General features: G+C 60.5%; 12 protein-coding genes. 7 read left to right on the top strand and 5 right to left on the bottom strand.

Annotated elements, in window-relative coordinates; genetic code table 11:
- Positions 1–188 precede the first annotated feature (188 nt).
- From WBR57_RS01180 to WBR57_RS01190, 3 genes are all read left to right on the top strand, one after another.
- Positions 189–734, top strand: a complete 546-nt coding sequence (locus WBR57_RS01180; protein WP_424081359.1) for a hypothetical protein — start codon at positions 189–191, stop codon at positions 732–734.
- 72 nt (positions 735–806) lie between these two features.
- Positions 807–1,019: a hypothetical protein gene (locus WBR57_RS01185; RefSeq protein WP_424081361.1), complete on the top strand. Its 213-nt coding sequence runs from the start codon at positions 807–809 to the stop codon at positions 1,017–1,019.
- Between the two features lie 11 nt (positions 1,020–1,030).
- Positions 1,031–1,165 carry a hypothetical protein gene (locus WBR57_RS01190; protein WP_272948862.1) on the top strand — a complete coding sequence of 45 codons (135 nt, stop codon included), beginning with the start codon at positions 1,031–1,033 and terminating at the stop codon, positions 1,163–1,165.
- Here WBR57_RS01190 and WBR57_RS01195 read toward each other — a convergent pair.
- From WBR57_RS01195 to WBR57_RS01215, 5 genes are all read right to left on the bottom strand, one after another.
- The gene (locus WBR57_RS01195) at positions 1,156–2,508 is read right to left on the bottom strand and encodes a cation:proton antiporter (protein ID WP_424081363.1); all 1,353 of its coding nucleotides are present in this window, start codon (positions 2,506–2,508) and stop codon (positions 1,156–1,158) included. The genes WBR57_RS01190 and WBR57_RS01195 overlap by 10 nt on opposite strands.
- Positions 2,509–2,608: 100 nt before the next feature.
- Positions 2,609–6,445 carry a hypothetical protein gene (locus tag WBR57_RS01200; protein ID WP_424081365.1) on the bottom strand — a complete coding sequence of 1,279 codons (3,837 nt, stop codon included), beginning with the start codon at positions 6,443–6,445 and terminating at the stop codon, positions 2,609–2,611.
- A gap of 172 nt (positions 6,446–6,617) precedes the next feature.
- Positions 6,618–7,871 carry an EAL domain-containing response regulator gene (locus WBR57_RS01205; RefSeq protein WP_424081368.1) on the bottom strand — a complete coding sequence of 418 codons (1,254 nt, stop codon included), beginning with the start codon at positions 7,869–7,871 and terminating at the stop codon, positions 6,618–6,620.
- A 9-nt stretch (positions 7,872–7,880) separates the two neighbouring features.
- Positions 7,881–8,264 carry a response regulator gene (locus WBR57_RS01210; protein ID WP_424081370.1) on the bottom strand — a complete coding sequence of 128 codons (384 nt, stop codon included), beginning with the start codon at positions 8,262–8,264 and terminating at the stop codon, positions 7,881–7,883.
- Positions 8,249–9,604, bottom strand: coding sequence for a sensor histidine kinase (locus WBR57_RS01215; protein WP_424081372.1), 1,356 nt, complete (start codon positions 9,602–9,604; stop codon positions 8,249–8,251). Before WBR57_RS01215 ends, WBR57_RS01210 begins: the two co-directional genes overlap by 16 nt.
- 325 nt (positions 9,605–9,929) lie before the next feature.
- On the opposite strand from WBR57_RS01215, the gene WBR57_RS01220 reads away from it, so the two are divergent.
- The 4 genes from WBR57_RS01220 to WBR57_RS01235 form a co-directional block, all read left to right on the top strand.
- Positions 9,930–11,462, top strand: a complete 1,533-nt coding sequence (locus tag WBR57_RS01220; protein WP_424081374.1) for a sugar ABC transporter ATP-binding protein — start codon at positions 9,930–9,932, stop codon at positions 11,460–11,462.
- Positions 11,455–12,432 carry an ABC transporter permease subunit gene (locus WBR57_RS01225; RefSeq protein ID WP_053130049.1) on the top strand — a complete coding sequence of 326 codons (978 nt, stop codon included), beginning with the start codon at positions 11,455–11,457 and terminating at the stop codon, positions 12,430–12,432. Before WBR57_RS01220 ends, WBR57_RS01225 begins: the two co-directional genes overlap by 8 nt.
- A gap of 34 nt (positions 12,433–12,466) precedes the next feature.
- Entirely contained in the window at positions 12,467–13,399 is a 933-nt protein-coding gene (locus WBR57_RS01230) for an ABC transporter substrate-binding protein (protein ID WP_424081377.1), read from the top strand.
- A 21-nt stretch (positions 13,400–13,420) separates the two neighbouring features.
- Positions 13,421–14,277, top strand: an 857-nt coding sequence (locus tag WBR57_RS01235) for a LacI family DNA-binding transcriptional regulator (RefSeq protein ID WP_424081378.1), incomplete at its 3' end; no start/stop codon positions are given.

Here is a 14,277-nt window from a genome sequence, read left to right on the forward strand (position 1 = left end):
GCGCTGGGCTGCGAAGCGGCCCCAAAAAAGCCCGAGCGCTGCGCACGCCAACCCGGGGCAAGCCCGCCCGCCACAACAACCCGCTCGCCACGAGGGCGCTGGCCGCCCCAAAAGGGTGCATGAACAAACTTGAACTTCGCACCCGCCCGATTCTTCTAATGGGTTTCAGCCCTGCATGGAGCACGGATGTGCCCAGAATCATCTCCCCCGACACGCCTGAAGCGGCCCTGACCGACCACAGCGAACACAACGCGAAGATTTTCGGCTCGCCCAAAGACCGCCTGGACTTTTACCGGCGCGAGATCCAGTACGAAACCACCATCCTGGCCAACCGCACCGACGCGTACCTCACCGCGCAATCGTTCCTGGTGATCGCCTTTGTCTCTGGCATGGGCAACCTCAACCCGGAGTGGGGCAAGTTGTTTACCTTGATCGTGCCGGCGTTCCTGGCCTTTCTCGGCATTCTCAGCTCGCTGAACGCCTGGCCGGGGATTCGCGCCGCTTACGAAATCATTGACCACTGGCACTACAAGCAGAGCGAACTACTGCGCAGCGAGCCGGTAATGGGCATGGCCTACGACGAGTCGCCGCTGTTTTCCGAAATGGAGTCCTCGCACAAAGGCTATCGCAAGTCGCTGCTGTTCTCGATGCGCGCACCGTGGCTGTTCATGGTGTTCTGGGTCCTGCTCGGCGCGTACGCGTTCTATATCCAGGTGGACAACCCAGGTTCGTAAGCAATTGGAACTTCACCGGCCCGCGCAGGACCTTAGTTTTACGCAGTCTGCGTTTTTCAACCGAGGTGACCCATGAGCACAGACAACGACCCGCAAACCAGCAACCGTAACGACCCGGCGATTGACGGTGGCGAGCCGGCCCCAGGCACTGCGGCCGACGCGCCGAAAGATCCGAAGCCGGCGAGCGACCCCAAGGCCAAGGAAAACGACTACAGCCCGGATTTCAAGCCAGAGCCAGAAGCCAAGCCTGAAACCGACGCGGATATCGACACCCAAGGCGGCTAGAGGAGACGCTCATGTCCAAAGAACTGGAAGACGAACTCAACGACCCAGGCAATGAAGACCCGGGCTCGCTGATGGATGATGCAGAAGTGCCGCTCAACGACCTGGATGAAGCGGCGGACGTAGGCAATACCGAAAATCAGGACTGAGTGTTCACCTTGGCACGTCGTTCATACCACGCCAGCATCGGCTGGGTACTGAGGCCATGAACGACGATGCTCAAGGCGATCACCGAAATGGTCAGGTTCACCGCCACTCCGCTGCTGGTGCCAATCAGCCCGTGATTGAGCGCGTAGAACAGGTAGTAGATGCTGCCGATCCCGCGAATCCCGAACCAACCGATCAAGCCGCGTTGCCGGCGATCGATCAGGCTGCCCCAGGGCATGGCGAATACGCTGACGGGGCGAATCACGCAGAACAGCAGCGCAGCCACCGCCACCGCGCGCCAATCCCAATGGCTGACCAGCACGATCCCCAGCAGCGTGACCAGGAACACTTCCATCGAGCGCTCCACCAGGCTGCCGAACGAGAGCATGTCGCCCATCATCACGCCGGCGGCGATCTGCGTATCGGCCAGTTCGCTGACATCGCCTTGCAACGCGCGCTCGGGCTCCACTTCCAAGTGGCCGACCACCGGCAATGCCAAGTGCTCCGATGGCGTTGATGACTTGCCCGTGGACTTGAATTCCGCCTGACGCAAGCCCAGCCCAGCGGCGAACACCGACAGGAAGCCATAACCGCCGACTGCCTCGGCCACCACGTAGGCGAGGGCGATCAGGGCCAGGGTCAGGTAGTCGTTGGGAGACAGCGTGCTGTCGGCGTTGGTGATGCGCAGCCACAAGGTCACGCGGCCGATACCTCGGCCCATCCAGTAGCCGATCAGCAGGCCGGCGGGCACCGCCCACAGCAGGTTCTTCAGCACCCAGCCGCCGAGCCAGTCACCGTCAAAGCCGCCATGCTGCATGAACAGCAGCGCAAAGATCACAAAGGGGAAGGCGGTGCCATCGTTCAAACCCGCTTCACCGGACAGGCCAAAACGCAGCGCGTCATAGTCCTGTGCATTGTTGACCTGTACCAGCCCCGCCAGCACCGGGTCGGTCGGCGCAAGAATCGCCCCGACCAGCAGCGACACGCCCCAGGACAATTCGAACAGGTAATGCAGCGCCAGGCACACGCCGAGAATGGTCACCAGCATCACAGGTCCTGCCATGCCAAACGCGATGCGCCAAGTCCGATGGCGCAACGGCAAGCGCAGTTTCAGCCCGCTGACAAACAACGAAAACAACACCGCGACTTCGGTCAGGTGCTCCATCCAGCGCGCAGAGCCTTTGATGTCCAGATGCAGCAGGTCGACACCGAGCGGGCCGATGGCGACACCCAGCAACAGGCACACCGCCGACGTGGTGACGGGCATCCAGCGCAGGTACGAAGCGGTAAGGGCGAGGGTGAGCAGGACGGCGCCGAGGACGGCCAACCATAGAATGAAAGTCATCGAGCGTGTTCCGGGCCGTGGTCTATCCAGGTTGGAGGACCACGGCCGGGTACAGGTTCAATGTGCTTTGATCAGGTGAGTCGGCAAGCTCCCAGGGCCCTCAAAGGGCGGGACCGAACTTCTTCGGCAGATACGTTACCGGGGCCTTGATAAGTTTAGGTGCATCACCCAGTGGGGCTATGTTGATCTCGACAATTTCTCCATTATTTTTGTACAGCTTAGGTTTTAGTTTATCGACATACCTCGCTCGCAAAAAATCCGCTGCCAGCATTTGCGCATAGTCGTCGGGAATACCAGGAATTTGTTTTTTCAGCGCAGCCACACCTTGATCTCGCGAGTGCGTGATGGTTGCAGGGTCAAAGTTGGTGGTGACGGTGCCTTCAAACGCTTTCACGGGCTTTTTGATTACCTTCTGCATTCGGCTGCCGAATGATCGGCTGCCGCCTTCGGCAGAGTGGCATATCATCAGTCGTACGCTGTCGAAATCCTGCGGGTCTACGCCTTTTGACTTTAACAACGCCACCAGTTGCTCGGCGGAATAGGCCTTACCGCTGATTTCGATGTCTGCGTTATTTCGCGAGAATATTTTCTTATTCGAGACGTAGGGTTTTCCATGCGCCACGATATTCAGCCGATCAGTTCCCTTGTACACGTCGTAAAAAACATGAACTTCGGAGTCAATAACCTTGAATTCTTTTATGTTGCTGCCCAATTGAATGACGTTGTCTTTTGCCAACCCGGTCTCGAGAAGCGATGTTTCTAAAACATTGTCGATCATCGAAGGTTTTTGCGGCGTGAAGCCTTCGATGGCTTTGCCATAGACGTTTTTTGTGTTGGGGTTGTAGGCAAACCACTTCCCGGTGTCGGCATCAAACTTGGCCAATGTATTGACATCGTTCGCGCTATTAGCAGCCTTATAGCTGCCTTGCGCGATATCGGGTTGTTTGACCAAATCCTGCAGGTTGACGCTGCGATAGGAACCGCGCAGTTGCTTGACGCCCTTATAGGCTGCGCCGGCGCCCGTGCGCACGCCATTCACGAGCCCTTTGGCGAGGTCATCTATCCCGCCCAAAGGGTTAAGTGCGCCCAACGCTGCGCGACCGACGATCTTGCCTGCCTGGGTGGCTTTGGACAGCGCCGAGGCGCCGGCTGAAAGCGCTTTCGCGCCCTTGGCTGCAGCGCCGAGGCCGACGGCGAAACCGAAGATATCGAAGCCGAGGTCGACAAAACCCTCGCCGACATTGCCCTTTATGAAGTTGTGAATGGCTGACCTGAGTGGGATCAGGTTGAGCGCAATATCGATGAGGATTTCATGCGGACTTACCTCGGTTTCAAAGGTTGTCTTGCCCTTGGCAGACCGGTGGACGCCAGGCCAATCCATATCTTCGATCACCGCGTCGACCAGGTACTGGGTCCTGGCACTCCCAAAGCTGTTAGGTACGCCTTGCGCGCCCTGTCGTTCAGCGGTTGAGTGGTCACCCGCAGGCTTTACCTCCAGGTATTTCTTACCCTTTTTAGGAAAGAAGCTGCCGGTTGGCAGGTATTCCTGGTAAGTCTCCTGTGGCCGCGGGGTCACCGTGCCTTTCAATCGATCGATTTCATAGGTCAAGACCTTGCCGTTGCGTTCGGTCTGGACCAGCAGAACACCCTCTGATGTGCGCAGGGGGTAGTCGGTTCTGTGGTAGTCGACTTCTTTGCGGATGGTGATTTTGCCGAACTCAAGATTTTGCCGGTCTTCCAGCGGCAAGCTGGAAATAAGGTGCTTGATCTGTGCTGAGGTGGTTTTTTTGACGGCGTTGTTGTAATCCGCGAACGCCGTCTCAAAGGTGGCTTTGGCGGATGGAAGGGTGTTGAGCTTGGCCATGACGTGGTTGATGTCGATCGCACTGGATGAGGAGACCCATTGCGCAGGGACACCATCAACCGGGATAGTGACTTGCCCAAACGTCACTTTGTTCACAAAGTCCCGGCCTGTTACGCCCCAGTCATCTGCCGAGTCGGGTGCGCGGCGCACGCCTCGTCCGTCGATATACAGATCCAGTATCGAGTAGGGCCCGTTAAAGTGCCGATTGGAAGGCTGCGAGGTGATGGTTTTTACCTCGAACAGTTCCGGCTTCATTTCCGGAAACGCTTTTTTCAACTGTTCCAGCGCCAGGCTCTCGGTCGTCGGCAGCTTGCCGATGTGGGTTTCAGCAGCCGCTCTGAACTCGCCGATCTGCGCGTTAAACGCCTTGCGCACAGCGGTCATGGCGGTAACGTCGGACGGATAGCCCATGCCACTTGCCTCCGCCCAGTCCTTGATCGCTTCGTTCTGAGCCGCAAACTCAGTCCGGCGTTCAGTATCCGTGATGGGGGCAATGCTGGCCTGAAGCATGATTTGTACATAGTTCATCGTGGCGGTTGCGCCAGGCGACTGAGCTTCGATGCGGGCGACCGCCGTGGTAAAGCTGACCCAGCTGTGGTTGCCCGGAAGGACTTGTTCCGGGATGCCCTTGACCAGGAATTCCGGGGCGCGACCGGCGAGCATGACACGCGCTTGAACTGCTGCGGTCTGCGGGGAGGAGGCCCTGCCAGTCAGCACGAGGTGATCAGCAAATTGCTGGACGATCATCGAGGCAGGCTTACCCGAATTTTCAGCTGAGACCAGCCTATAGCCTTCGAGGGTTCCGCCCTTGCCCGAATGCGCGGTGGTCTCCAGGTTCAACGCCGCCAGGAGCCAGTCAGTGGCACTGCCTTTAACCGAGCGCGCCTCGAATTTGGCCTGAAGCGCCTCGCCCAGTGCCTTGCCCTTGGGCGAATTGATCAAGTCATCGAGCAACGCGCGCGGATTAGCCTGTTCCTCAGCGGAAAGTCGCCTGCCGTCCAACAGATAATCCAGGACATTGCCGTATGGGCGGATGTCGCCCTTCAGCTGTTCCCGGCTGGCCTGGTCAAGCGGTTCTGGCCAGCTCAGCGCCCCCCCCAGGTTGCCATGAGCCGCAGCCTTAGGTTGCGCGTTGGAGAGGGCGTTTGCCAGGTTTATCAGTTGTTCGTGAGTAGTCGGGATGTCCCAGCCGTGATCCCGCAGAAACTGCAGGAGGCTCACTTCAATCCATTTACCCCTCTTGGGTGGTTGATAGGTGGCGTCGGAATGCAGCGTTATCTTGCGCTCCAATCCATCGCGGATCAGCCCGCCGTAGTCGGTGTCATTCTCCGCAGACGTTGCGAGGAGGCGTAGCGTATGGGCCGCAACATGCCGGTTGTAGGTATCACCTAGCACCGCTTTCTGATCCTGCAGCGCATCCTCGCTGCGCAACTTGAGCAGGCCGGCGTACGTACTTGAATCCAGCGGTTTGAAGCCCTGATCCTGTTCGATTTCCGTCGCACGCATACGCTTGGCGGCCGGCGTAAGGTCCTGCGGCTCCCGATAAAAACGCCCCACGACCGACCAGGGAACCGGTCGATCCGCCCCGCCTGCCGGAGGTGCAAACGGTGCTCCCAAGCCGATGGCTCGTGCGGCCTGAAGGATCGGCCCGCTGATGGCGGCCCACTGGCTGTCATCTTGCCCCGACGTGTGCAATGTGCGCTCTGGGTCCAAGCCAAGCTGAAGCCTGTAGGAGAGCTGACCCGATTCCGGATCGAGCATGATCGATGCGATGTCTATGCCTTTATCCTGAATCCACTGACGCACCTCCGGCGACTGGAAGGCGTCGCGCAACTGGCCCCACCATTGGCCGAATGTGGAGTCCGGAGGGATGTCGTTGATGTCAATATTGCCAGACAGCCTCTCGCTATACGCCATGGCTAATTCACGATCACCTTGGGCGCGAGGGGAGCCCGCCGTCTCCGGCGGGGTTGAGGGCTCATGCTTTTGACTGGGCAGCGGCTGCGGGGTTGGCAGCGCAGAAGGCACTGAGGGCTGAGGCCATGGGGAAGTGTGGTTGGAAATGCTTTGCATAGGTCCGTCATCCTTGTTCGTTTGACTGTGAAAGCCCCGTTCTAGAAACGTACTTGGGCTCCACCCTATGTAGCGATCGCACTGGAATGATTCCCTCTCTCAGCCCTTATCTCGTTTCTCTATATGTCGACGTTCAGCGCGGGCGCCCACTGCCGTCTGATCGAATGAGTTGTCACGCTAATCGGCGTTTTTCCAACAACAGACGTTCAAGCTCTGCCATCGGCAACGGCCGGCTGAACAGGTACCCCTGGATCTGATCGCAGCCCGCCGCCTTTAAAAACCCCAGTTGTGCCTGGGTTTCGACACCCTCGGCGACTACGCGCAGGTTCAGGCTGTGAGCCAGTTCGATAATGGTGCGGGTAATGGCCGCATCCTGTGGGTTGGTGGTGACCTCGCGGATAAACGCGATATCGATTTTCAGCGTGTCGATCGGGAAACGCCGCAGGTAGGCCAGGCTGGAATACCCGGTGCCGAAGTCGTCAATCGAGATCTTTACCCCCATTGCCCGCAGCCGCTGCAGCCTGGCAATGGTGTGCTGAGTGTTCTCCATCAGCGAGCTTTCGGTCAGTTCAACCTCCAGGCAGTGCGGCGCGACGCCGGTGCTGGCGAGGATGCGCGCAATATCGGCGATCAGGTCGCCCTCGATCAGTTGATGGCCGGAGACGTTTACCGAGACTTCGACCGCGCCAATATCGGTAAGCTGCCACTGCGCGATCTGCTGGCATACGTTATTGATCACCCAGCGCCCCACGGGGACGATCAGGCCGAGGCTTTCCAGGATCGGCACAAATACCGCTGGCGACACCGCGCCATACTCGGGGCGGCTCCAGCGTAACAAGGCTTCCAGGGCGCAGACCTTGCCCTCGGCCAGCTCGACCTTGGGCTGGTAATGCACGATGAACTCATTGCGCTCAACCGCCTGGCGCAAGGCGTTTTCCAGGTCCTGGCGGGCCAGGTCGTGCACGTTCATGCCCGAGGTTTCGCCGGTTTGCTGTTGCAGTTGCTGTTCGAGCATCAGGCTGTGATTTTTCAGTTGATCGCCGCGGGCCTTCAGGCGCAGCAGGTTGCGCACCCGCAGCCACAACTCGACGCGTTCCACCGGCTTGCTGATGAACTCCTCCGCACCGGTTTCCAGTCCGCTGACGCGAGCACTCGGTTCACTGAGGGCCGAGAGCATGATGATCGGGATATTCGCGGTGGTTTCGTCGCCTTTCAATTGGCTGGCGACTTCGTAGCCGTCCATGCCCGGCATCATGATGTCCAGCAGGATCAGGTCGGGCGGCTGTTGCGCCACCAGCCGCAGCGCTTCTTCGCCGCTGCCGGCCGTCAGGGTCTGGTAGCCCTCGTGTTGCAGCAGGGTTTCCAAGAGTTTGCGAATCTGTGGTTCGTCGTCAACGATCAACAGCGTTGCGGGTTGGCTGGCCATGGAGAGGACTCATCTAAGTGGGCTGATGTTCTGGTGCAGCAAGGTATCGATCACCTGGTACAGCTCTTTGTAGCGCAATGGCTTGATGACGTACGCATCGCAGCCGGCCAGGCGGGTCTTTTCGCGGTCTTCCTTCATGGCCATGGCGGTCAGGGCAATCACCGGGATGTGCGCGGTATCCGGGTCTTGCTTGAGCAGCGAAGTAGCGGCCAGGCCGTCCATGCCCGGCAACTGGATGTCCATCAGGATCAGCGCCGGTTGTTGCGCGCGCGCCAGGGTCAGGCCGGTTTCGGCATCGGCGGCCCACACCACGGTATGCCCGGCATTGACCAGCAGTAACCGCGCCAGGCGCATGTTCGCCTCGTTGTCCTCGACAATCAGGATGTGCGCCATGCGGCCTCCTGGCTGGCGGCGCGGTGCAAGGGCAGCCACACCACAAAGCGCGTGCCCAGACCTTCCTGGCTGGCGACGGCGACGCTGCCGCCGTGCAGGTCGGTGAGTTGCTTGACCATTGCCAGGCCCAGGCCGGTGCCTTCGAATTTGCGCGCCAGGCTGCTGTCGATCTGGCTGAAAGCCTTGAACAGCTTGCCCATGTCATCCTCGGCAATACCGATGCCGCTGTCACTCACGCTCAGTTCCAGGAATTGCTGATGGGCGCTGGGCTGCAAGACAAAGCCGTGCACCGGCCATGCACCGGCGATCTGCCCGACCTGGTCGCGCGCCACCTGGCGCACTGCCAGGGTCACCGAGCCGCCGTGCTCGCTGAACTTCACCGCATTGGCCAGCAGGTTGTAGATGATCTGTTTGGTCTTGCGCAGGTCCAGCTCGAGGATGCCGAAATCGTCCTGGCTCTCCAACTTCAACTGGATACGCTGCAAGGCGGCCTTTTCGCGCACGATCAACAGGCTGTTGGCGAGCAACCCCGACAACTCCACGGCTTCCAGCTCGAGGTCCATCATCCCGGCCTCGACCTTGGACAAATCAAGGATGTCGTTGATCAGTGACAGCAGGTGCTGGCCGCTGGTGAAAATATCGCCGATGTACTCGCGCTGCACATCGCTCATGTCGCCCACCAGGCCATCCTTCAAGGCTTCGGAAAAGCCGATAATGGCGTTCAGCGGCGTGCGCAGTTCATGGGACATGGTGGCGAGGAATTCGGACTTCATATGGCTGGCGTGTTCCAGCTCCAGGTTTTTTTCTTCCAGCGCGCGTTCAAAGCCTTTGCGTTCGGCTTCTTCCTGTTTGCGCGCGGTGTTGTCGGTACCGATCAGCAGGTAACCGATGATCGTGTCATGCCGGTTGCGCAACGCAGTCACCGAAACCATCGCCGAGAGGCGGCTGCCGTCCTTGCGGATATAGGTCAGCTCGTAAATGTCCTCGATGCCGCGCGAGGCCTTGAACACCAGCGCTTCAAAGCCGGGGGTGATCGGCGTGTCGAGTTCCAGGCTGAGGGCGGCGGCGCGGGTGATCAGTTCGGCGGGGTCGGAAATGTCGGCGGGGGTGATGCGGTTCAGTACGTCTTCAGCGGCGTAACCGAGCATGCGTTCGGCACCGACGTTGAAAATCTGGATCACGCCTTTTTCGTCGGTGGCAATGCTCGAAAAGTACGCACTGTTGAAAATCGCGTCCTGCAGGGCGCCAGTCTTGAGCAGGGTTTTCTGGCGTTTGAATTCGACGATTTTTTCAGCGCGCGATTGGGCTTCGGGCGGATTCGGAGTGGGGCTTTTATCCATCGCTGGCGGTTTCCATGAGTTTCAGGCCCGCCGGCGTCAGGCGACAACGGCGCAGAGCATGCTCGCAGAAGACCGCCCGCAGACGATGAGGAGGAGATGAGGTCTTTGGACAATAGCAGAGATTATGGCGTTTTGATGGCCGAAACCTCACGACGTATGAGTTTTATACCCTCAATTGGATGCAATGGTCGATTTTGCGCAATTCGGCATGATTAAACGTTTCATCAAGCGATAAATGGCAGACGCAAGCGCTTGCGTAAGCAAATGTATCTGACTAGAGTCGGCGGCACTCGACTACAAAAATAATAAACCCAGGAGCTCATCAATGAGCCTTGAACCCTTGCTTGAGATGCAGGGCATCAGCAAGACCTTCAACGGTCTGCGCGTGCTCAAGTCTGTCGGCCTGAAGGTCTACCCCGGCGAAATCCACGCCTTGATGGGGGAGAACGGCGCCGGCAAATCCACCCTGATGAAAATCCTCTCGGGCGCCTACCAGGCCGACCCCGGTGGTGAGATCCGCATTGCCGGTCAACTTGTCGCCACTTTCACTCCCGCCACCGCCAAAGCCCTCGGCATTGCCGTGATCTACCAGGAACTGAGCCTGTGCCCGAACCTGAGCGTGGCCGAAAACATCTACCTGGGCCGTGAACTGCGCCGTGGCTGGACCATCGACCGCAAAGGCATGCAGGCCGGCTGCGAGGCAGTGTTGCAGCGCCTGGGCGCCGAGTTCACTCCGGCAACGCCGGTCAGTAGCCTGTCGATTGCCGAGCGCCAACTGGTGGAAATCGCCCGCGCGCTGCATGGCGACGCCAGGATCCTGGTGATGGACGAGCCGACCACGCCGTTGTCGTCACGCGAGACCGACCGCCTGTTCGCGCTGATCAAACAGCTGCGCAGCCAGGGCCTGGCGATCATCTATATCAGCCACCGCATGGCCGAAATCTACGAGCTGTCGGACCGGGTCTCGGTACTGCGCGACGGCCAATACATCGGCGAGCTGAGCCGCGATGCGCTGTCCGCCGAAGTGCTGGTGAAAATGATGGTGGGCCGCGACCTGTCCGGTTTCTACAAGAAGGAAAACGCCGCCTACAACCCCGGCAACGTGGTGATGCGCGTGCGCGACATGGCCGACGGTAAACGCGTACGCAATTGCAGTTTCGACCTGCACGCCGGCGAAGTATTGGGCATTGCCGGGCTGGTCGGGGCAGGGCGCACCGAGCTGGCGCGGTTGATCTTTGCCGCCGACCCACGCACTTCCGGCACGCTGGAAGTGGTCGGCAAGACCGTCACGCAGCTGCGTAACCCGGCAGATGCGATTCGCGCCGGCGTGGTCTACCTCACCGAAGACCGCAAGGCCCAGGGCCTGTTCCTGGACATGAGCGTGGCCGACAACATCAACGTGTGCGCCTGCGTGCCGGATGCGCACGCCGGCGGGGTGCTCGACCGCGGCCACGCCGCGCAACGCTCGAATGCCGCGATCAAGTCACTGTCGATCCGGGTGGCGTCGGGCAAGGTCAGCGTCGGTGCGTTGTCCGGTGGCAACCAGCAGAAGGTCCTGCTGGCGCGGCTGCTGGAGGTCAAGCCGCATGTGCTGATCCTCGACGAGCCCACGCGTGGCGTCGACATCGGCTCCAAATCCGAGATTTACCGCATCATCAATCAACTGGCGCTGGCCGGCGTGGGCATCGTGGTGATCTCCAGCGAGTTGCCGGAAATCATCGGCACCTGCGACCGCGTGTTGATCATGCGCGAAGGCCAGTTGGTCGCCGAAGTCGGCGGGGCCTCGGGCCACGCTATTTCCCAGGAACGTATTATTGACCTCGCCACCGGTGGCGATCAGGTGGTTGCCCATGGCTGATTCGATGATTGCAACAACAGGCAAGGCCGAACGCGTACGCGAACTGATGCGCACGGTGGGCATGCTGCCGGTGCTGATCCTGCTGCTGGTGGGCTTCGCGCTGGCCAGTGAAAATTTTCTGACGATGCAAAACCTGTCGATCATCACGCAGCAGGCCTCGGTCAACGTGGTGCTGGCGGCAGGCATGACCTTTGTGATTCTGACGGCGGGCATCGACCTGTCGGTGGGCGCGATCCTTGCCGCCTCGGCGGTGGTGGCGCTGCAGGCGTCGATGTCGCCGCAGTTCGGCATGTTCGGGATTGCCGCCGGTATCGGCTTTGGCCTGCTGCTGGGCCTGGTCAACGGTGGCTTGATCGCCTTTATGCGCCTGCCGCCGTTTATCGTCACCCTCGGTGCACTGACGGCGATGCGCGGGTTGGCGCGGCTGTTGGCCGACGATAAAACCGTGTTCAACCCCGACCTGCCATTCGCGTTTATCGGCAATGACTCGATCCTCGGCGTGCCCTGGCTGGTGGTTATCGCCGTGGCGGTGGTGGCGCTGTCGTGGTTCATCCTGCGCCGCACGGTGATGGGCGTGCAGATTTACTCGGTGGGCGGTAACCCGGAAGCGGCGCGACTGTCCGGGATAAAAGTCTGGAAAGTGCTGCTGTTCGTGTATGCCATGTCCGGCGCGTTGGCCGGGCTGGGCGCGGTGATGAGCGCCTCGCGCCTGTTCGCCGCCAACGGCCTGCAACTCGGCCAATCCTATGAGCTGGATGCCATTGCCGCGGTGATCCTCGGCGGCACCAGCTTTACCGGCGGTGTCGGCACCATCGGCGGCACGTTGATCGGCGCGCTGATCATCGCGGTACTCACCAATGGCCTGGTGCTGCTCGGCGTGTCGGATATCTGGCAGTACATCATCAAGGGCATTGTGATCATCGGCGCGGTGGCGCTGGATCGCTATCGCCAGTCCGGTGCCCGGACCTGATTTGACTCAAACAACAATCACAAGAGAGACCCGCATGAACCTTAAACGCATCTTTCCCGTTATTGCCCTGGCTGCCCTGATGTCCAACGTGGTCGAAGCCCGCGAGCTGAAAGCGCTGGGTATCAGCATGGGCTCGCTGGGCAACCCGTATTTCGTGACCCTGGCCGACGGCGCAAGCGCCCGCGCCAAGGAGCTGAACCCCAACGTCAAGGTCACCTCGGTGTCCGCCGACTATGACCTGAGCAAGCAGTTTTCGCAGATCGACAACTTTATCTCGTCCAAGGTCGACCTGATCCTGATCAACGCCGTCGACCCTTCGGCCATGGCCTCGGCAATCAAAAAGGCGCGGGACGCCGGAATCGTCGTGGTCGCGGTGGACGTGGACGCCAAGGGCGTGAACGCCACGGTGCAGACCGACAACGTCGAGGCCGGCAAGCTGGCCTGCCAGTTCCTGGTCGACAAGCTCGGCGGCAAAGGCAATGTGATTATCCAGAACGGCCCGCAAGTCACCGCCGTGACCGACCGGGTCAAAGGCTGCAAGGCCGCACTGGCCGGGGCGCCGGATATCAAGGTGCTGTCCGACGATCAGGACGCCAAGGGCTCGCGCGAAGGCGGCCTGAATGCAATGCAGGGCTACCTCACGCGCTTCCCGAAAATCGACGGCCTGTTCGCGATCAACGATCCGCAAGCCATCGGCAGCGACCTGGCGGCCAAGCAGCTCAAGCGCAGCGGCATCCTTATTACCTCGGTGGACGGCGCGCCGGATATCGAGAACGCGCTGAAAACCGACACGCAGATCCAGGCGTCCGCCAGCCAGGACCCATGGGCCATGGCCCAGACCGCCGTGAACGTCGGCAATGACCTGCTCAACGACAAAGCCCCGGCCGAAGCGGTGACCTTGCTCACGCCCAAACTGATCACCCGCGACAACGTCGGTACCTACAGCGGCTGGTCGAGTAAACGTTGATTTAGCCGGAGGATAAGCGCTGTGGTCACCATGGATGACGTGGCACGCAGGGCCGGTGTGTCGTCGTCGACCGTGTCCCACGTGTTGAACGGCACGCGCAAGGTCAGCCCGGCCACGGTGCAGGCGGTGCAGCGCGCGATCCAGGCGTTGGGCTATGCCCCCAACACCCTGGCGCGCTCGCTGGCCCGTTCGAGCACCAGCACGATTGGCGTGGCGATCTCGGCGCTGTCCAACCATTACTTCAGCGAAACGGTGCACGCGATCGAAACCGAGTGCGCCAAGCATGGCTACATGATGCTGTTCGTCGACACCCACGACGACCCGGAGCAGGAACTGCGGGTGGTCACCGCGCTGCACCATCGGCGCGTCGACGGGATTCTGTTGGCGCCGGCGAACGGCTCAATGGCTCTGGAGTATTTGCGCGCCAATCAGATTCCAGCGGTGCTGGTGGACCGCATGATGAGCGAGCAGTTTGATCAGATCGGCGTGGACAATGCCTCGCCGACGCAGGCGCTGATTGCCCACCTGATCGGCCATGGGCATCGCCGTATCGGCTTTATCGCCGGGCGCGAAGGTTTCAGTACCACGGATGAGCGAGTGGCCGGTTACCGCGCGGCGTTGCAAGCGGCGGGGCTGGGGTTTGATCCGCGGTTGTTGGTCAACGGCGGCTCGGACACCGCCCCGGCGCGCAAGGCCACGGCGCAATTGCTGGCCTTGCCCGAACCGCCCACCGCGATCATGGCCGGCAATAACCTGATGACTCTCGGCGCCATGCAGGCCCTGCGTGACGCGCATATCGAGGTGCCGGAGCAAATGGCCCTGGTGGGTTTTGATGATTTTGACTGGGCGGATTTCTTCGTGCCGCGCCTGACCTTGAT

This window comes from Pseudomonas sp., assembly GCF_049590575.1.
Taxonomy (GTDB): Bacteria; Pseudomonadota; Gammaproteobacteria; order Pseudomonadales; family Pseudomonadaceae; genus Aquipseudomonas.

Bases quoted from the DNA above. Each gene is read 5' to 3' on its own strand.
- WBR57_RS01190 (WP_272948862.1), top strand. From the start codon at position 1,031: ATGTCCAAAGAACTGGAAGACGAACTCAACGACCCAGGCAATGAAGAC.
- WBR57_RS01200 (WP_424081365.1), bottom strand. From the start codon at position 6,445: ATGCAAAGCATTTCCAACCACACTTCCCCATGGCCTCAGCCCTCAGTG.
- WBR57_RS01195 (WP_424081363.1), bottom strand. From the start codon at position 2,508: ATGACTTTCATTCTATGGTTGGCCGTCCTCGGCGCCGTCCTGCTCACC.
- WBR57_RS01185 (WP_424081361.1), top strand. From the start codon at position 807: ATGAGCACAGACAACGACCCGCAAACCAGCAACCGTAACGACCCGGCG.
- WBR57_RS01210 (WP_424081370.1), bottom strand. From the start codon at position 8,264: ATGGCGCACATCCTGATTGTCGAGGACAACGAGGCGAACATGCGCCTG.
- WBR57_RS01230 (WP_424081377.1), top strand. From the start codon at position 12,467: ATGAACCTTAAACGCATCTTTCCCGTTATTGCCCTGGCTGCCCTGATG.
- WBR57_RS01205 (WP_424081368.1), bottom strand. From the start codon at position 7,871: ATGGCCAGCCAACCCGCAACGCTGTTGATCGTTGACGACGAACCACAG.
- WBR57_RS01215 (WP_424081372.1), bottom strand. From the start codon at position 9,604: ATGGATAAAAGCCCCACTCCGAATCCGCCCGAAGCCCAATCGCGCGCT.
- WBR57_RS01220 (WP_424081374.1), top strand. From the start codon at position 9,930: ATGAGCCTTGAACCCTTGCTTGAGATGCAGGGCATCAGCAAGACCTTC.
- WBR57_RS01225 (WP_053130049.1), top strand. From the start codon at position 11,455: ATGGCTGATTCGATGATTGCAACAACAGGCAAGGCCGAACGCGTACGC.